At 65.2% G+C, this 16206-nt stretch carries 19 protein-coding genes; 1 reads left to right on the top strand and 18 read right to left on the bottom strand.

Features of this window, described 5'->3' with window-relative positions; translation table 11 throughout:
• Positions 1–49 precede the first annotated feature (49 nt).
• The 10 genes from PHI64_RS09750 to PHI64_RS09705 form a co-directional block, all read right to left on the bottom strand.
• Positions 50–904 carry a Dyp-type peroxidase gene (locus PHI64_RS09750; RefSeq protein WP_299882073.1) on the bottom strand — a complete coding sequence of 285 codons (855 nt, stop codon included), beginning with the start codon at positions 902–904 and terminating at the stop codon, positions 50–52.
• Between the two features lie 60 nt (positions 905–964).
• Complete coding sequence (gene metW, locus PHI64_RS09745) at positions 965–1567, bottom strand: methionine biosynthesis protein MetW (protein WP_299882071.1); 603 nt, start codon at positions 1565–1567, stop codon at positions 965–967.
• Positions 1568–1577: 10 nt separating this feature from the next.
• Positions 1578–2702 (bottom strand): homoserine O-acetyltransferase, encoded by a 1125-nt coding sequence (locus tag PHI64_RS09740; RefSeq protein WP_299882069.1) that lies wholly within the window; start codon positions 2700–2702, stop codon positions 1578–1580.
• A 172-nt stretch (positions 2703–2874) separates the two neighbouring features.
• Complete coding sequence (gene ptsP, locus PHI64_RS09735; protein WP_299882067.1) at positions 2875–4596, bottom strand: phosphoenolpyruvate--protein phosphotransferase; 1722 nt, start codon at positions 4594–4596, stop codon at positions 2875–2877.
• A 37-nt stretch (positions 4597–4633) separates the two neighbouring features.
• On the bottom strand, positions 4634–4903 hold the full coding sequence (locus tag PHI64_RS09730; protein ID WP_296566361.1) for an HPr family phosphocarrier protein: 270 nt from the start codon (positions 4901–4903) through the stop codon (positions 4634–4636).
• 93 nt (positions 4904–4996) lie between these two features.
• Complete coding sequence (locus PHI64_RS09725; protein ID WP_299882192.1) at positions 4997–5380, bottom strand: PTS fructose transporter subunit IIA; 384 nt, start codon at positions 5378–5380, stop codon at positions 4997–4999.
• A gap of 70 nt (positions 5381–5450) precedes the next feature.
• Positions 5451–6500 (bottom strand): FAD:protein FMN transferase, encoded by a 1050-nt coding sequence (locus tag PHI64_RS09720; protein WP_299882190.1) that lies wholly within the window; start codon positions 6498–6500, stop codon positions 5451–5453.
• On the bottom strand, positions 6491–7444 hold the full coding sequence (gene gshB / locus PHI64_RS09715; protein WP_299882188.1) for a glutathione synthase: 954 nt from the start codon (positions 7442–7444) through the stop codon (positions 6491–6493). Before gshB ends, PHI64_RS09720 begins: the two co-directional genes overlap by 10 nt.
• On the bottom strand, positions 7441–8742 hold the full coding sequence (gene gshA / locus PHI64_RS09710) for a glutamate--cysteine ligase (protein WP_299882064.1): 1302 nt from the start codon (positions 8740–8742) through the stop codon (positions 7441–7443). Before gshA ends, gshB begins: the two co-directional genes overlap by 4 nt.
• 136 nt (positions 8743–8878) lie before the next feature.
• On the bottom strand, positions 8879–10123 hold the full coding sequence (locus PHI64_RS09705) for a class I SAM-dependent methyltransferase (protein ID WP_299882186.1): 1245 nt from the start codon (positions 10121–10123) through the stop codon (positions 8879–8881).
• 216 nt (positions 10124–10339) lie between these two features.
• On the opposite strand from PHI64_RS09705, the gene PHI64_RS09700 reads away from it, so the two are divergent.
• Positions 10340–11212, top strand: a complete 873-nt coding sequence (locus tag PHI64_RS09700; protein ID WP_299882062.1) for a hypothetical protein — start codon at positions 10340–10342, stop codon at positions 11210–11212.
• A gap of 4 nt (positions 11213–11216) precedes the next feature.
• On the opposite strand, the gene hemW is transcribed toward PHI64_RS09700, so the two are convergent.
• The 8 genes from hemW to PHI64_RS09660 form a co-directional block, all read right to left on the bottom strand.
• Positions 11217–12440: a radical SAM family heme chaperone HemW gene (gene hemW / locus PHI64_RS09695; RefSeq protein ID WP_299882060.1), complete on the bottom strand. Its 1224-nt coding sequence runs from the start codon at positions 12438–12440 to the stop codon at positions 11217–11219.
• Positions 12441–12480: 40 nt separating this feature from the next.
• Entirely contained in the window at positions 12481–13074 is a 594-nt protein-coding gene (rdgB, locus tag PHI64_RS09690) for an RdgB/HAM1 family non-canonical purine NTP pyrophosphatase (protein ID WP_299882059.1), read from the bottom strand.
• Positions 13075–13097: 23 nt separating this feature from the next.
• Entirely contained in the window at positions 13098–13838 is a 741-nt protein-coding gene (rph, locus tag PHI64_RS09685) for a ribonuclease PH (RefSeq protein WP_299882057.1), read from the bottom strand.
• A 180-nt stretch (positions 13839–14018) separates the two neighbouring features.
• Positions 14019–14579, bottom strand: a complete 561-nt coding sequence (locus tag PHI64_RS09680) for a recombinase family protein (protein ID WP_299882055.1) — start codon at positions 14577–14579, stop codon at positions 14019–14021.
• 203 nt (positions 14580–14782) lie between these two features.
• Positions 14783–15142, bottom strand: a complete 360-nt coding sequence (locus PHI64_RS09675) for a hypothetical protein (RefSeq protein ID WP_299882053.1) — start codon at positions 15140–15142, stop codon at positions 14783–14785.
• Positions 15143–15215: 73 nt separating this feature from the next.
• Positions 15216–15413 carry a DUF2283 domain-containing protein gene (locus PHI64_RS09670; protein ID WP_296412054.1) on the bottom strand — a complete coding sequence of 66 codons (198 nt, stop codon included), beginning with the start codon at positions 15411–15413 and terminating at the stop codon, positions 15216–15218.
• A 2-nt stretch (positions 15414–15415) separates the two neighbouring features.
• Positions 15416–15670: a DUF4258 domain-containing protein gene (locus PHI64_RS09665; RefSeq protein ID WP_299882050.1), complete on the bottom strand. Its 255-nt coding sequence runs from the start codon at positions 15668–15670 to the stop codon at positions 15416–15418.
• Between the two features lie 144 nt (positions 15671–15814).
• Positions 15815–16206: hypothetical protein (locus PHI64_RS09660; RefSeq protein WP_299882049.1), on the bottom strand; the 392-nt coding region annotated here is incomplete at its 5' end.

Below are 16206 nucleotides of genomic sequence, written 5' to 3'. Positions count from 1 at the left end.
GTGGGGCGCCACATGGCGGGAATGCCATCAGCGCCCGTTCGAAGGGCCCTTAGCGCGGTAACTGCAGCTTTCCTTCCACCATCGGCGGGCACCAGAAGTACGCGCCAGACACCGGCCGGGTGAAGCGAAACAGCGCATCCACAATGCCATCTTCCAGGCCCAGCATGCGTCGCATCTGGGCCTGGAAGGCGTCGACGCTGTGGCCGAAGGCGACGAACATCAGGCCGGCGCTGCGGCCTTCGGCCCAAGGCATGGAGCGGCGGACGAGGAAGGCTTCGGGGGTGAAGCTCTCTTGGGCTGTGCGTTTGACGTGGGCGGATTCGGGGGCATCGTCGAGCTCTTCGTTGTCGCTGCGACGGCGGCCGATGCAGTGGTCGCGCTCTTCGGGCTGCATGGCTTCGAGATGGCTGAAGTTGTGGGTCCAGCGCTGGACGGCGACAAAGCTGGAGCCGTCTGCGGCGATGGCGGCGGCGGTGGCGTCGTCGCCTTCCGGGTTCTCGGTGCCGTCCTCGTAGCCGCTCAGATCGCGCCCGCCGTCGTGCTTGAAGGCATCCCAAGAGTCTGCCAGGGTGAATGCCGGGGCCAGCGCCGTCTCGATGTGTCGGGCCCGGTGCAGGAGCTCGCCGCGGTCGTCACCGCGCAGCCACAGCCACAGGGCGAAAGGCGTGGAGGGAATATCCACGCCGGGGCCGGACAGGGGCGGAAAGGGCTTGAGGCCGGTGACCTTGCGGCCGAGGGCGCCGAGGGGGGCCATGCCGATGCCGGCGACGGTGTGCTCTCCATCAACGATGCGCTGCAGAGCGGCGAACCCGGCGGCCACGTCGGTGCCGGGTTCGAGATTGAAGGCGAGGTAACGGGCGAGGGGGGGCAGGGGCAGCAGGATGCCGGCTTGAGGGGTACTCATGACACTCTCCGGAAAAGTGGAAGCTTCGGCGGAGATGATAGGGCAATCCCCGCGTGGCCGTCAGCCAGCTGGCGTCTCGCTCCGGCCGAGGCGGTAGAGGGCGACGCTGGCCAGAAAGTTGGGCTCGTCGGTAATCACCTTGTCTTCGTCAAAGGCCAGCCGCTCGCGAATGGCGATGCCTTCCTGGGCGCACAGGTCGTCGAAGTCGGCGATGGTGAAAAAGCGGATGTTGGGTGTGTTGTACCACTGGTGCGGCAGGTTCTTCGACACCGGCATGTGGCCGTTGAGGATGGCCTGGCGATGGCGCCAGTAGGCAAAGTTGGGGAAGCTCACCACGGCCTCGCGGCCGACCCGCAGCATCTCCTTCAGAATGCCCTGGGTGTTGTGCATGGCCTGCAGGGACAGGCTCATGATGACGTGGTCGAAGAAGCCGTCGTCGAAGCCGGCGAGGCCCTCTTCCATGTCGATCTGGATCACGTTGATACCATTGCGGGTGCAGGCCAGGACCCGCTCGGGGTCCTTCTCGACGCCGTAACCGCGCACTTGGCGGACGTCGGCGAGATAACGCAGCAGGCTGCCGTCACCGCAGCCCAGGTCGAGGATGCGCTCGCCCGGTTCGATCCAGTTGGCGATCACGTCGTAGTCGTAGCGCTGGAAGCTCATGGCAGGCCCCTTACAGCCGGATGTTGTCGATGTAGGCCCGCAGGACGCCGTGGTATTGGGGGTCGTCGAGCAGGAAGGAGTCGTGGCCGGCGGGGCAGTCGATCTCGGTGTAGCTTACCCGGCGGTCGCTGTGCATCAGGGCGTAGACGATCTCCCGGCTGCGCGACGGGGCAAAGCGCCAGTCGGTGCTGAAGGACACCACCAGGTAGTCCGCCTTGGCCCGGCCGAGGGCGGCCACCAGATCACCGTCATAGTCGAAAGCCGGGTCGTAGTAGTCCAGAGCCTTGGTGATGAGCAGGTAGGTGTTGGCGTCGAAAAAGCCGGCGAACTTGTCACCCTGGTAGCGCAGGTAGGACTCGATCTCGAACTCGACGTCGTAGCTGAACACCGGCTTGTCGTGGCGGAGGGTGCGGCCGAATTTCTGGCCCATGGCGTCGTCGGACAGGTAGGTGATATGGCCGATCATCCGCGCCAGGGCGAGGCCGCGAGTGGGCACCACGCCGTGTTCGTAGTAGTGGCCGCCGTGAAATTCCGGGTCTTTCAGGATGGCCTGACGGGCCACTTCGTTGAAGGCAATGTTCTGGGCTGTGAGCTTGGGGGCCGAGGCGATCACCAGAGCATGGGCGACCCGGTCGGGGTATTGCAGTGTCCATGACAGGGCCTGCATGCCACCCAGGCTGCCGCCCACCACGGCGGCAAAGCGCTCGATGCCGAGCCGGTCGGCCAGTCGGGCCTGGGCGTCGACCCAGTCTTCGACTGTGACGAAGGGGAAGTCGGCGCCCCAGGGCTTGCCGGTGGCGGGATTGATGCAGTTGGGCCCGGAACTGCCATAACAGCCGCCCAGGTTGTTGACCCCGATGACGAAGAAGCGCCGGGTGTCGAGGGGCTTGCCGGGACCGACCAGGTTGTCCCACCACCCTTCGCCACCGCCTTCGGCATACCTGCCGGCTACGTGGTGGGAGCCGGACAGGGCATGGCACACCAGCACGGCGTTGCTGCGGGCGGCGTTGAGGGTGCCGTAGGTCTCGTAGACCAGATCGTACTGGGGCAGCACGCCACCGCTCTTGAGGGGGAGCGGATCACTGAAGTGGGCCGTTTGCGGCACCACGATTCCGACGGATTGTTGTTCTTTCATCTCAGTTTCGTCCCGAAAACGAAAAACCCAGCCGGCGAACGGTCGCGGACTGGGCTGCCGTCGCTTTAGCCGTACTTGTAAAGCGCCCGCAAGCTGAAGGGTTCAAATCGGCGCTGAGCCCAAAGATTAGCGCGAGGCTTGGTGGCAAGTCAAACTCTGCGGGAAAGGACGCCTATAGTTTTTCCACCGCTTCGCGCACCCGGTCCGGGTCGTCCAGTTTGAGGAGGCGCTGCACTTTTGGGGCCAGGTCGGAGGCATCGGCCCGCAGGATAGCCTGCTTGACCTCCAGGATCTGTGCCGGGTGCATGGAGAACTGGCGCAGGCCCATGCCGATGAGCAGGCGCGCGCACTCCGGATCACCTGCCATCTCGCCACACACCGACACTGGAATGCCGGCCTTGATGCCGGCCTGGATGGTCTGGTGGATCAGGCGCAGCACGGCGGGGTGCAGCGGGTTGTAGAGGTGGGCGACGGCTTCGTTGCCCCGGTCGATGGCCAGGGTGTACTGGATCAGGTCGTTGGTGCCAATGGACAGGAACTGCAGACGCCGGGTGAAGGCGCCCAGGCACAGGGCTGCAGCAGGGACTTCGATCATGCCACCCACTGGCACGGCCTCGTCGAACTTGATTTTGCGTTCGCGCAACTGGGCTTTGGCCTTGTCGAGGAGAATCAGGGTCTGGTCGATCTCGTTGCTGCTGGCCAGCATGGGGATCAGGATCTTGAGCTTGCCGAAGTGGCTGGCCCGCAGCAGTGCCCGCAGCTGGGTCAGGAACATCTTGGGCTCGGCCAGGCAGAAGCGGATGGCGCGCAGGCCGAGAGCCGGGTTGTCCTCGGCCCGGGAGGCGCCGTCGAGCTCCTTGTCGGCGCCAACGTCGAGGGTGCGCACTGTGACCGTCTTGCCGGCCATGGTCTTGACCACCGACTTGTAGGCCTCGAACTGTTCGTCCTCGTCGGGCCAGGTGTCGCGGCTCATGAACAGAAACTCGGTGCGGAACAGGCCGACACCGTCGGCCTCCACCCCCTTGGCTTGCACTGCGTCGGGGGGGAGTTCGATGTTGGCGAGGATCTGCACCTCCTCTCCGTCCAGGGTGGCGGCCCGGGTGGACTTGAGGCGCTTGAGCTTGGAGCGTTCGAGTTCCACGGCCGCCTTGCGCAGGCGGTATTCCTCAAGGACGCGCTCGTCCGGATCAACGATGACGACGCCGCGGGTGCCGTCGATGATGACCAGTTCGTCGTCCTTCACCACATGGCGGATGTGGCGCAGGGCGACGACAGCTGGGATCGATAGGCTGCGGGCGACGATGGCGGTGTGGCCGGTGGGGCCGCCCACGTCGGTGATGAAGCCGGCGACGGCGTGATCCTTGAAGCCGATGGTGTCGGTGGGTGAGAGGTCGTGGGCGACGACGATGGTGCCTAGGCCGTCCTTGCGCTTGGGTGGGAGGTGACCAGGGTGGCCGAGGAGAACCTTGACGACCCGCTCGACCACCTGCACCACATCGGATTTGCGTTCGCGCAGGTAGGCGTCTTCGATGGCTTCGAACTGCTCGACCAGCTGCTCCATCTGCTGGACCAGTGCCCACTCGGCGTTGGCCCGTCGTGTGCGGATGACCTGCTCGGCGGCGTCCACCAGCATTGGATCTTCGAGGAACATGATGTGCATGCCGACGAAGGCATCCACCTCGGAGGGGGCCGCGCCGGCGCCGGTGGCCGCCTTGAGCCCCGCAAGCTCGGCCTTCACCCGGGTGACGGCATTGTGCAGGCGTACGACTTCGGCCTCCACGTGCTTGGGGGCGATCGTGAAGTGGGCAACTTCGAGCAGGGCGTGGGAGACCAGGTGGGCATGGCCGATGGCAATGCCCTGGGACACGGCGAGGCCGTGTACGGTGAAGCTCATCGCTCGCCCTCCCGTGCCATCGGGCGGGGCGGCCGGGTCATTCCCCTTCCCCGAACTTGTCGGCGATCAGCGCGACCAGGGCGCTCATGGCTTCGTCCGCGTCGTTTCCGCTGGTGTCGATGGTAATGGTGCTGCCCTTGGCGGCGGCCAGCATCATGACACCCATTATGCTTTTGGCGTTGACTCGCTTGCCGTTGCGCTCCAGCCAGACCTCGCTCTGGTAGGCGCTGGCGGTCTGGGTCAATTTGGCGGAGGCGCGGGCATGAAGGCCCAGCTTGTTGATGATTTCTGCTTCTTGACGCGGCATGGTTCGGTTCTTCCTGTCTTCCTCGATGTGCTTGTGGCGTAGCCCGGTTCTTGTGGTGTTTGCCGGTGATCGCCTGCGTACGTGCCTGTACTGCTACTTCATATGCACGACGCCTTCGCAGGCGCCGGCTACTGCTTTCTTGACCAGAATGTCCATGCTGCGTTCTCGGTAAGTGATGGTTCGCAGCAACATGGGCAGGTTGGCCCCTGCCACGCCCTCGATGCGCCCGGGCTCGAGGAGCTTGGCGGCGATGTTGGCGGGGGTGGCACCCAGGATGTCGGTAAGGATCAGCACGCCGTCACCGCTGTCTACCAGGCCGAGGAGCTGACGCGCCAGGGGCAGGGCATCAAGGGGGTCGTCCTGACCGGAAACGCCCATCTGCAGGATCTGGGGCGGGCGGCGATTCATCACGTGGCAGGCGCACTGGATCAGCGATTCGCCGAGGCTGCCGTGGGTGATGAGGAGGATGCCGATCATGGCGGGCATTCTATCCGATGGGGCTGCCTCGGCAAGCCGGAAAAACCCGGAAACAGGCGGGTCGATGCCTTCAGTCTATAACGCTGGTGGGGGTGATGCCGGTGTCGAACTGGAGGCGGCTGTGCAGGGCTCGGGTGACTTCTATCCGGCCTTGGGCGTCTACCCGCAAGGCGTGCTCGATGCCGAAGCGCCGGGTGTACTCCCGCCAGCGTTCGCCGGCCAGGTAGGCGGGTTTGCTGGCTGCGTCCGACAGGGTGCCGGCATGGGGGCGAGGGGTGACAAGAAGGGTGACGGCCTGGGTGCCCCGGGCAGGCATGCCGTTGCGGGGGTCGAGCAGGTGGCAGTAGCGCTCGCCATCCAGCTCGAAGAAGCGTTGGTAGTCGCCGGAGGTGCCGATGGCCTCGCCGTCGCGCAGGGGCAGGCTGGCCAGGGGGCGCGGCTCCCGGGGGTGCTGGATGCCGACCCGCCAGGGGTGTTCGCCCTTGCTGCCCAGGGCCATGAGGTTGCCACCGATGTTGATCAGGGCATTGTTGATGCCCCTTTCCCGGAGGAGGGTGGCGGCCCGGTCGAGGGCATAGCCTTTGGCGTAACCCCCCAGGTCGAGCTGGACAGCCCGGTTGCGGCTGCTCACGGTGGTGCCGTTGATTGTCAGGTCGGCCATGCGGGGGCGGGCTGCGATGGCCGCGGCAAGGGCGTCGGCGGCTGGGCGCGCGGGCGTGAAGGTGTCGCTGTGGAAGCCCCACAGGGCGATCAGCTGGCCGAGGGCCGGGTTGAAGAGCTCGTCGCCGGTGAGGGCGATGGCCCGGGCATCGGTGAGCATGGCAGCCAGCTCGGCGGACACCGGGATCTGCGGCGTACCGGTGGCGATGGCGGTGTTGAGAGCGGTGAGCTCGGAGGGCTCCCAGGCGTGGTAAGCCCGGTGCAGGCGGTCGAATTCCTGCAGCACCGCAGCGGTGGCGGTGCGGGCTTCCTGTTCGGAGGCGCCCCAGGTGATCACCTCCACCCGGGTGCCGAACACATAGGATTCCTGTTGGTGGAGCTGTTCCCGCTGGCAGCCGGCAAGCAGCAGGGCGAGGCAGGCTGCAAGCAGCCAGGCGACCGCGGGGTGTTTCAGGTGCAGGCCTCCTCGAGGGCATCGATCACCGCACCGGGCACGTCGAACCCCATCTGGGCGGTGATCTCGACCATGCAGGTGGGGCTGGTGACATTAATTTCGGTAAGGCGGTCGCCGATCATGTCGAGGCCGACAATGAGCAACCCCCGGGCCCACAGAATGGGGGCCAGGTGGGTGGCGATGGCGTGCTCACCCTCGGTCAGGGGCATGGCCACACCACGCCCGCCGGCGGCCAGATTGCCGCGGGTTTCTCCGGCCATGGGGATGCGGGCCAGGGAGTAAGGGATGACCTTGCCGCCGATGATCAGCACCCGCTTGTCGCCGCCGGAGATGGCCGGCAGGTAGGCCTGGGCCATGATGGTGCGGCGCTCGTCCTGAGTGAGAGTCTCGATGATGACGTTGCGGTTGGGGTCGTCGGCTCGTACCCGGAAGATCTGGCTGCCGCCCATGCCGTCGAGGGGTTTGAGAATGGTGTCGCCGTGGGCGTCGATGAAAGCGTTGATGTCGGTGGCGGCGCGGGCCACCAGGGTGGCCGGGGCGAACTGGGGAAATTCGGTGATGGCGAGCTTTTCGGAGTGATCCCGGATTGAGCGCGGGTGATTGAAGATCCGGGCGCCGGCCTGCCCGGCCCGTTCGAGCAGCCAGGTGGCCGTGACGTATTCGAAGTCGAAGGGCGGGTCCTGGCGCATCAGTACTGCATCGAAGGCGGTGAGGGCCTGCACGCTCTCCTCGCCGGCCACGTACCAGGCGTGGTCGTCGTCGGTGGGGGTGAGAGCGAGGGCCCGTGCGGAGACCACGCCCCCTTCCCAGATCAGGGCTTCCCGACGGATGGCGAAGATCTGGTGCCCCCGGCGGGCGGCGGCCCGCATCATGGCGATGCTGGAGTCTTTGTAGGCCTTGAGCTGGTCGAGGGGGTCGAGAATGAAGGCGAGTTTCATGGCGGGGCTCAGGCGGCGGCTTCTTCGAGGGCTGCGGTCGGTTCGGTGGCCTCGATCTCAACGGCTGCGGCAAGCAGGGCCAGGCGCGCCACCACGCCGTAGGCGTAGAAGCGGTTGGGCGGTGCATCGGGCCCCTGGTTGCAGTCAGGCAGGCTGCACGGTGCCTCGAAGGCCAGGGGTTCGAAGTGCATGCCTGGCGCGTTGAGGTTCTCGTCACGGCCACGCTGGGTGTGCACCCGGTAGAAACCGCCGACGACGTAGTGATCCATCATGTAGGCCACGGGTTCGGCCACGGCGTTGTTCACCGTTTCGAAGGTGTGCACGCCTTCCTGGATGATCACGTCGTGGACCTCCAGGCCTTCCTTCACCACGCTCATCTTGTTGCGCTGCTTGCGGTTCAGGCCGATCAGTTCGGCGGCGTCCTTGACCGTCATGACGCCCATGCCGTAGGTGCCGGCGTCGGCCTTGACCACTACGAAGGGTTCATCGGTGACTTCGTATTCCTTGTATTTGGCGCGAATGTTGTCGAGCATCGCGGCAACCTTGTCGGCCAACTCCTGTTCGCCGGCGCGGGCGTGGAAGTCCAGGCCGCCACAGGTGTCCCAGGCCGGGTTGATGCGCCAGGGGTCGATGCCGATAGCCGTGCCGAAGTCCTGGGCCACGCGGTCGTAGGCGGCGGCGTGGTTGGATTTGCGCCGGGAATGCCAGCCGGCATGGACTGGCGGAATGACCCACTGGTCGTGGAGGTTCTGCAGGATGTCGGGAACGCCGGCGGACAGGTCGTTGTTGAGCAGCACGGCACAGGGGTTGAAATCCTTCAGGCCAAGGCGGCTGCCGTGGCGCTCAAGGGGTTCGAGGGTCAGGCTGCTGCCGTTGGCGAGTTCGACGACGGTCGGTTCGGTGATCTCGGGCAGCAGGCTGCCGAGACGTACTTCGAGGCCGGTCAGGCGCAGGATGGACACCAGCTTGGCCACGTTCTGCAGATAGAACTGGTTGCGGGTGTGGTTCTCGGGGATCAGCAGGATGGAGCCGGCGCCTACGCAGATGCGTTCGATGGCGGCCTGGGCTGCCTGCACGCACAGGGGCATGAAGGCGTCGTTGAGATTGTTGAAACCACCTGGGAACAGATTGAGGTCGACCGGGGCCAGCTTGAAGCCGGAGTTGCGCAGGTCGGTGGAGCCGTAGAAGGGCGGAAGGTGCTCTTGCCACTGGGTGCGCATCCAGCGCTCGATGGCACAGGCGTTGTCGAGAAAATGCCGCTCCAGCTCCAGCAAAGGGCCGGTGAGCGCGGTGGTGAGATGGGGAACCATGGGACCTCGCGAACTGTTCTCGGGTGGGCGTTGCGTTGGGTGACGACGGAAGGGAGTGCGTCGTGGACCTGCGCGGCCTGTGATTGTTCGCGGGATGTTACACCATCTGCCGTTTACGCCCCTTGACGGTGCGCCGTCACGCTTCTGGGGGAAGGAATGCCCCAAAGGAGGCGGGCAAGGGCGCGTTTTCAAGGCTGCGTTGGGTGAACAGGTAGCGGCCATCGCAGACGAAGCCCAGGTCGGCCCAGTCGACGGCGTTCAGTGCATCCCTGAAAGCGGCCAGATCCACGCCTGTCCAATGCGGAAACACCCCGAGCACTGCACCGTCGAAATTCGGGCAGGGGTGAATGAAGAAGGGCTGGGGCCGGCGCGTCTTGGTGTTCACATAGACCCGGGGTGCGTCGGTTTGCGGATAGCCGCGGCCCCATTGCCACCAGTTGCTTTCGTCGAAGGGGCGAATGCGCCGGGCCAGCAGGCGATCCCGGTAGGGGAGCAGGGCGGGAGGAGGAGGCTCGCCGGGCCCGCACCAGATCATGCGGCGGGTCTGGCCGCTGCCGATGGTGCCCGAGCTGACGAAATCCTGGTTGCCGTGAAGATCGCTGGTATAGATCTGGTCGGCCCCCGATACGGCACCAACTTTCACCGTGGCTACGGCGGCCAGGCTCAGGCTGTACTCGCCGCGGCTGAACAGCAGGTGCCCCGCGCATTCGGAGAAGTGCCGGTATTGCCAGTGGGGATGGTCCAGCCCATGGCTAAGGTCATCGCCCTGGCGGATCTGGGCCCAGGCGGTGTTGTGGGAGAGATTGTCGAGTTCGTAGCGCCAGATCAGGCAGTTGGGTAGTGCGTCGTCGAAGACCCGGGCGTCACCCAGTTCGATGGCGTGGGTGATGGTCCCGCGCTCATGGAGCCAGCGGTTGAGGCTGCGGGCACTGGTGGATTTGAGGAAGTCCCGCGGGGTGATGAAGATCAGTTCGCCCCCCGGCGCCAGGTGCCGGACGCATTTCTCGATGAAAAAGAGGTACAGGTTGCTGCGGCCGTCGAAACCGTCCTGGCGGAGCAGGGCCCGGGTGCTCGGGGCAATATCCTGATAGCGCACATAGGGTGGATTGCCGATGACGGTGTCGAACTTCTCGCTTTCCGGGTAGGCGAAGAAATCCATGTTGTTGCCGCCTGGCGGGCACTGGCGGGGGTCCAGTTCGATGCCGACGGCGTGGTGCAGGTGCTGCAGGAAGGCGCCGTCGCCACAGGAGGGTTCCAGCACGCGACCCGCATTGTGGCGTAGGCGCAGCATGGCCCGCACTACACGTTCTGGGGTAAAGACCTGCCCGAGGGCGGTGAGATCCGGCAATGCTGGGGGGGCGACGTCGGGGGCTGGGAGCATGGTGCGGGCGGGGCGGAAAGTGGCCGGATTATGCCGCAGCAGGGAGGCGTTGGGGCGGCGGCTCCGGGGGCGGCTTTGCGGCACGGCGCTGTCATGGGGGTGCCATGCCGCATCCGTATTATGTATTGGGGATAGAATATCCATTTGAGCTTGAAGTTTGCTCAAAACGCCGTAGCCACTCCGGGGCCGGCGGCCGTACATCATCGAAAGCCCGACATGTCTTCCCACTCATCCGAGCGCCTGCTCGCCTTGCCTTTCTGTGTACTCGGGAAACGCCTGTTTTCCGTCCGTCTGCCGCTTACCGTCCACGAACTGTCCTTGGCTGATGCCCTGATGGGCCGGGAGCTTGCGCCCCTGCGGACGTTGCCTGCAAGCAGTGCTGGTCGCGTGCGGTGCCATGTTCCCGACCCGGGGTGGCGGACATACTCCGTTTGGGATGATCGGGTGACCTGCGTGCTGGTGCGTGATAGTTGGCATTACCTGTCGCTGGTCGGCAGCTACGAGGATTTCCTGGCCAGCCGGTATTCCATAAAGAGCCGCGAGTCCTTTGCGCGGGACGAGGCCCGGTTTGCCGAGCGCTGCGGTGGCGCACTGGATCTGCGTGAGTATCGGGGTGCGGATGCCCTTCCGGAATTCCTGCGCCTGATCGACCAGGTGGAGGGCGTCGGCCCGATGTGTGCTGACCGGGCCGCGGAGCGCCGCAGGCCCACTGCCGAGACCCGGGGCTACGTGCTGTTCGCGGTGGATCAGCCGGTGGCCTGGATGCGTCTGCAGGTGGCAGGGGATGCCTACCTCTATGGCGGGGCTGGCGAGGCGGAGGCGTTTCGTGGCGACGTGCTGGCGACCATCCTGCACCTGCAGGTGATCCGCCGCCTCTTTGCCGAGCAGACCTGCCGCTATCTGGACTATCGCCCCGGAAATGGCGAACTCAAGCGCCAGTTCGCGAATGGGGTGCTGCGTAGCGCGGTGCTTGTGGATCTGCGGCCAAGCCTGTTCAATCGCCTGTTGCTCAGAGGGCTTGCCGGGGAACGCAGGCGGGCCTTTGCGTCCCGGCGTCCTGCCGGGATGGGGGCGCTCGCCTTGCGCTGAGTGTTCAGGCGGGTAGAAATAGCATCAGCAGTTCGTTCAGGAAATGGCGTCCCTGCCTGGTGGGGCGCAGGATCTCGCCGTCGGCTTCGACCAATCCCTGGCGGGTGGCCTTGAGCAGCCCGGCTTCGGCCGCCTCGAAGGGCAGGCCGGTGCGCTCGGCAAAGAGCCGGCGCGGGAAGCCCTGGTTGAGGCGCAGGGCATTCATCATGAACTCAAAAGGCAGTTCGGCACTGCCGATGGTACGCCGCTCCTGGACAAAGGCGCCGCTCTCCCGCGCGGCCAGGTAGGCTGCCGGGTGTTTGGGGCGGGTTTCCCGCAGGATGCCCTCATGGGACGAGAGCTTGCCATGGGCACCGGCGCCTATCCCCAGGTAATCGCCGAAGGTCCAGTAGTTGAGGTTGTGTCGGCATTGCCGGTTGGGGCGGGCAAAGGCGGAGGTTTCGTAATGACCATAGCCGGCCTCGGCCAGGCGTGCCTCCACTTGGTCCTGCATGTCGGCCGAGGCGTCCGGATCGGGGATGGCCGGCGGGTTGGCAGCGAAGGCTGTGTTCGGTTCCAGGGTCAGGTGATAGCAGGAAAGATGCTGGGGGCCTAGGGCGATGGCCATGTCCAGGTCGGCCGCGGCTTCGGCCAGGCTCTGGTTGGGTAGCGCGTACATCAGGTCGAGGTTGACGGCCTCGAAGTGGGTGAGGGCGGCTTCGGCGGCGGCAATGGCATCGGCGCGGCCATGGATGCGTCCGAGGGCCTGGAGATGCCCTTCGTTGAAACTCTGGATGCCCACCGACAGCCGATTGATGCCGGCTTGCCGGAAGCCCCGGAAACGGCCCGCATCGACGGTGCCCGGGTTGGCCTCGAGGGTGATCTCGGCCATGGGGTCGAGCTGCACACGCATGCGGATGGCGGTAAGCAGTGCATCCAGCCCGTCCGGACTCATCAGGCTGGGGGTACCTCCGCCGATGAAGATGCTGTGCACGCGCCGGCCCCACACCTGAGGTAGCGCCCCTTCCAGATCGGCGATCAGAGCCTCGATGTAGGCGGCTTCTGGGATGCCTTCATCGCGCACGCCGTGGGAATTGAAGTCGCAGTAGGGGCACTTCTTTACGCACCAGGGGAAGTGGACGTAAAGGGACAGGGGGGGCGAAGTCGTGAGTTTCGACTCCCACTGGCCAGCTGCAGTCGGGGGCAGGCTGGCCCGGGGGGCAATCGGGATGATGCGGGGTTCGGACATCGGGGCAGGGGCTTGACGGCGCCAGGGTTGGCGCCGGGGGTTACACGGGTTCGGCGCGAAGCTTGTCGAGCAGTTGCCGGAAGGCGTTGCCCCGGTGGGACAGGACGTTCTTGAGCTCAGCGGGGATCTCGGCGGCGGTCTGCTCCAGCTCGCTGACGAGGAACAGGGGATCGTATCCAAAGCCGGCCGTGCCGCGAGGGGCGTCAAGGATTTCGCCATGCCATTCGCCGCAGGCGATCAGCGGTTGTGGGTCGTCGGGATGGCGGACGAGGGCCAGCGCGCAGTAGAAGCGCGCCCGGCGGTCGGCCTGACCGGTGAGTTTCTCAAGCAGCAGGGCGTTGTTGCGTTGATCTGATTTGGGTTCGCCGGCAAAGCGCGCCGAGATCACGCCCGGTGCGCCGCCAAGTGCCTCGACACATAGGCCGGAGTCATCGGCCAGCGCCGGGAGACCGGTGCTGCGGGCGGCATGGCGGGCTTTGGCGATGGCGTTTTCGATGAAGCTCGGGTGGGGCTCCTCGGCTTCGGTGACATTGAAGGCCGACTGGGGCAGCACTTCGATGCCGAGAGGGGCGAGCAGGGCGGAGAGTTCCTTGAGCTTGCCGGCGTTGCCGCTGGCCAGTACGAGTTGTTTCATGGGGGGCCTCGCTTTCGTGGCACTCAGGCTGGAATGCCGAGGGCCTTCTTCTGTTCCACGACGAGTTCGGCAATGCCGGCGCCGGCCAGTTCCAGAAGGCTGTCCAGTTCTGTGCGGGAGAAGGGGGCGCCTTCGGCGGTGCCCTGGATCTCGACAAAACCGCCCGATCCGGTCATCACCACGTTCATGTCCGTTTCGCAGTCGGAGTCTTCCGGGTAGTCGAGGTCGAGAACGGGAACGCCCTTGTAGATGCCCACGGAGATGGCCGCGACAAAGTCGCGCATCGGGTTGGCGGGCAGCTTGCCAGCCTTGACCAGACCATCAAGGGCTTCATGGACAGCAATGCAGGCGCCAGTGATGGAGGCGGTGCGGGTGCCGCCGTCGGCCTGCAGCACGTCGCAGTCGATGGTGATCTGGCGCTCGCCCAGCGCGGTCATGTCCACCACTGCACGCAGGCTGCGGCCGATCAGGCGCTGGATCTCCTGGGTACGGCCGCTCTGCTTTCCTTTGGCCGCCTCGCGGGCACTGCGGGTGTGGGTGGAGCGGGGCAGCATGCCGTACTCGGCGGTCAACCAGCCCTGGCCCTTGCCGCGCAGGAAGGGAGGCACGCTCTCTTCGACGCTGGCAGTGCACAGCACCCGCGTGTCGCCGAATTCGATGAGCACCGAGCCTTCGGCGTGGCGGGTAAAGCTGCGGGTGATGCGGACGGGGCGGAGTTGAGCGGGCGTGCGGCCACTGGGGCGAGCGAAGGGGGTGTCGGTCATTTGAATTTATGGATGGATTGTTCTTTGTTGTGCTTCGAGCCTTGTACGGCGCGGGGTTTGGTGGCTTTGTGTGTGTCTGGCTACACGCCTAGCTACACAGAGCTATACCTTCAGCTTCCATTGTAGCCAGTGCTTAGTTGCTTGATGTGGCGGGTACTGCTTTTTCGCCAGCCTTCGGGACTACCGCTTCGCGCAGGCACGTTTCACGCTGGCCTGCGATATTCCGAAGTGTTCGGCCGTTGCCTTGATGCTGGAGGCGTTTTCGGCACGCCAGGCGGCTACGGCAGTGTCGTCAATGCTCTTCGACCGCCCGAGGTGCTTGCCTTCGGCTTTGGCCCGCTCAAGCCCGGCGAGCTGACGGGCCTTGATGTTCTCCCGCTCCAGCTCGGCCACCGCGGCCAGCATGGTGAGCATCAGCTTGCCCGCTGGTGTGGCCAGGTCGAAGCCTTCCCGCATGGACACGACGGACACACCCTTTGCCTTCAGGGCCTCGACGGTATTCAGCACGTCCAGGGTGTTCCGCCCGAGTCGATCAATGGCCGCCACCACAACGACATCACCTTCTCGGACATAGGCGAGGAGGGCGCCCAGCCCCGCCCGCTGTGTCGCAGCCACCGTGCCGGAGACGCCATCGTCGGAGAACCACTTGCCCACAGAGTAGCGGGCCGAGATGGTCCGGCGTTGGTTCTCACAAGTTTGATCGTCGGTGGAGACGCGGGTGTAGGCAACGACGGCAGACATGGCAGGCCTCTATGTGGCTCAAAATATATGGCTCATAGAATAGCCTGGCTCAAAATAAGAATCAACGTTTTTGAGCCAGGCTCCCGCCTGGTGTCTGTGGGTGGCTCAAAAGGTAAGGGTTTTGATCCATTCAGAAAGCTCACACCGGCCAGAAAGAACAACGCCAGGTCATGCCCGGCGCTGGTCTTGAAGAACGGCTTCGGCTACGCCGCCCGCTTCAAGTGCATGTCCACGTGAATATCGTCAAAGGGGCACACCAGGCCGCCCCGTTCAGTGCGCTCGATCAGCCCCAGTTCCACCAATGACCCTGCATCCTCATGGACGCGCTTCACGTCCCGTTCCAGCCGGCGGGCTAGTTCCCTTACCGCCAGTTCCCCCGCCCCCTGCAGGGCGTGAAGCATGGCCCACCGCTTCTCGGTCAGACGCGAGAAGAACGCAGCCGGGGTTTCGAAGTTGAGGGTTTCGCCCTGGTAGCCATCGGCAGCGAAAGCACCACGGCCAGCAGCACGCAGGGCAGCCCGCCAGTCGGGATTGATCGTGACCGTCAATGTCCGTTTGTTCATCGCTCCACCTCCTGAAGGGTGGCAATCAGCCGGCCACTTCCTTTACGCCCTGTACAAGAAGCGTGAGCCGCCTTCAAGCGGCCCGGCCGTGCGCAACCTCAACCGGTAGGGCACCGCTTGCGCGGGCATCCAGAACGACCACCTCAACGGCGGTGCCGTCGGCGGCGTAGCTGACATGGGTGTTCCAGTCTTGCGACACCTCGCGGGCAATGGGCTTGTCACTCAGGCGGATCACAAGAATATCGTCGTCGTCGTAATACGTGGTTCGCATGGCTAAACCTCCAGGCTGAAATGATGCATCACGGTCTTGACCACTACCGCGTCTTCAAGCACCAGCACGGCACAGACCAGATTGTCGGCACGTTCGGCGATGTGCTTGAAAGCCCACAGGTGGACAGCATCCTTGTAGCGTGTTTCGCCGGTATCGATTACCGACAGCAATTCGGCTTCGCTGATATTGCGTTCGTCCATGCGCAGGCGGGCATGACGGGTCAAGATGATCGGGCGGTCAAAGCGGTGTGAGTGCATGGCTTGAACCATAGCATAGCGGTGCAGGGAGGCTGCCCCTCGAAATCCCCCGATGCACCCCCGCGGGGTCACTGCCAAAACTGCCAAATTAAGAAAAGACAGTTTTGGCAGTACGGTCCGGGCGCACATGGGCAGAAATTCCTCTCAGTGCCGCACCGGCACCAACTTGGGATTGACCACGTACAGGGTGCGGGGCTTCGTCCTGGAGGGCTCCTGCCACTCCTCCAGGTGTCCCAGCTCCACCAGCAGCCCAAGCCCTTCGGTCACACGCTTCTGATCGGCCAGGCCGGACCACCCCGGGCGCCACACGTCCCGGCTCCCGAACCCCTCCCGAGCCAGATCCCCCTTCCTCACCCGCTCCAGTATCCGCCGGGCCGTATCCACCTCGCCCGACTGGGCCACCCCGTAGCAGCGCCGGGCGTGCGTCTGCAGATACACGCTCCAATGCAGCGCCCGCAGGGTGGAGGCGAAGCCCACCGGGCCGTGGTGGCCGTCCGCCAGGTGGAAGGCCAGGGCCAGGGCAGGCACCAGCTTCC

Origin of the sequence: Zoogloea sp. (assembly GCF_028689785.1) — a bacterium.
Lineage (GTDB): Bacteria > Pseudomonadota > Gammaproteobacteria > Burkholderiales > Rhodocyclaceae > Zoogloea.
Note: the sequence above shows the minus strand (reverse complement) of the source record. Positions and strands in the feature narration are given on the sequence as shown.

Bases quoted from the DNA above. Each gene is read 5' to 3' on its own strand.
- PHI64_RS09750 (WP_299882073.1), bottom strand. From the start codon at position 904: ATGAGTACCCCTCAAGCCGGCATCCTGCTGCCCCTGCCCCCCCTCGCC.
- metW (WP_299882071.1), bottom strand. From the start codon at position 1,567: ATGAGCTTCCAGCGCTACGACTACGACGTGATCGCCAACTGGATCGAA.
- PHI64_RS09740 (WP_299882069.1), bottom strand. From the start codon at position 2,702: ATGAAAGAACAACAATCCGTCGGAATCGTGGTGCCGCAAACGGCCCAC.
- ptsP (WP_299882067.1), bottom strand. From the start codon at position 4,596: ATGAGCTTCACCGTACACGGCCTCGCCGTGTCCCAGGGCATTGCCATC.
- PHI64_RS09730 (WP_296566361.1), bottom strand. From the start codon at position 4,903: ATGCCGCGTCAAGAAGCAGAAATCATCAACAAGCTGGGCCTTCATGCC.
- PHI64_RS09725 (WP_299882192.1), bottom strand. From the start codon at position 5,380: ATGATCGGCATCCTCCTCATCACCCACGGCAGCCTCGGCGAATCGCTG.
- gshA (WP_299882064.1), bottom strand. From the start codon at position 8,742: ATGGTTCCCCATCTCACCACCGCGCTCACCGGCCCTTTGCTGGAGCTG.
- PHI64_RS09705 (WP_299882186.1), bottom strand. From the start codon at position 10,123: ATGCTCCCAGCCCCCGACGTCGCCCCCCCAGCATTGCCGGATCTCACC.
- PHI64_RS09700 (WP_299882062.1), top strand. From the start codon at position 10,340: ATGTCTTCCCACTCATCCGAGCGCCTGCTCGCCTTGCCTTTCTGTGTA.
- hemW (WP_299882060.1), bottom strand. From the start codon at position 12,440: ATGTCCGAACCCCGCATCATCCCGATTGCCCCCCGGGCCAGCCTGCCC.
- rdgB (WP_299882059.1), bottom strand. From the start codon at position 13,074: ATGAAACAACTCGTACTGGCCAGCGGCAACGCCGGCAAGCTCAAGGAA.
- rph (WP_299882057.1), bottom strand. From the start codon at position 13,838: ATGACCGACACCCCCTTCGCTCGCCCCAGTGGCCGCACGCCCGCTCAA.
- PHI64_RS09680 (WP_299882055.1), bottom strand. From the start codon at position 14,579: ATGTCTGCCGTCGTTGCCTACACCCGCGTCTCCACCGACGATCAAACT.
- PHI64_RS09675 (WP_299882053.1), bottom strand. From the start codon at position 15,142: ATGAACAAACGGACATTGACGGTCACGATCAATCCCGACTGGCGGGCT.
- PHI64_RS09670 (WP_296412054.1), bottom strand. From the start codon at position 15,413: ATGCGAACCACGTATTACGACGACGACGATATTCTTGTGATCCGCCTG.
- PHI64_RS09665 (WP_299882050.1), bottom strand. From the start codon at position 15,670: ATGCACTCACACCGCTTTGACCGCCCGATCATCTTGACCCGTCATGCC.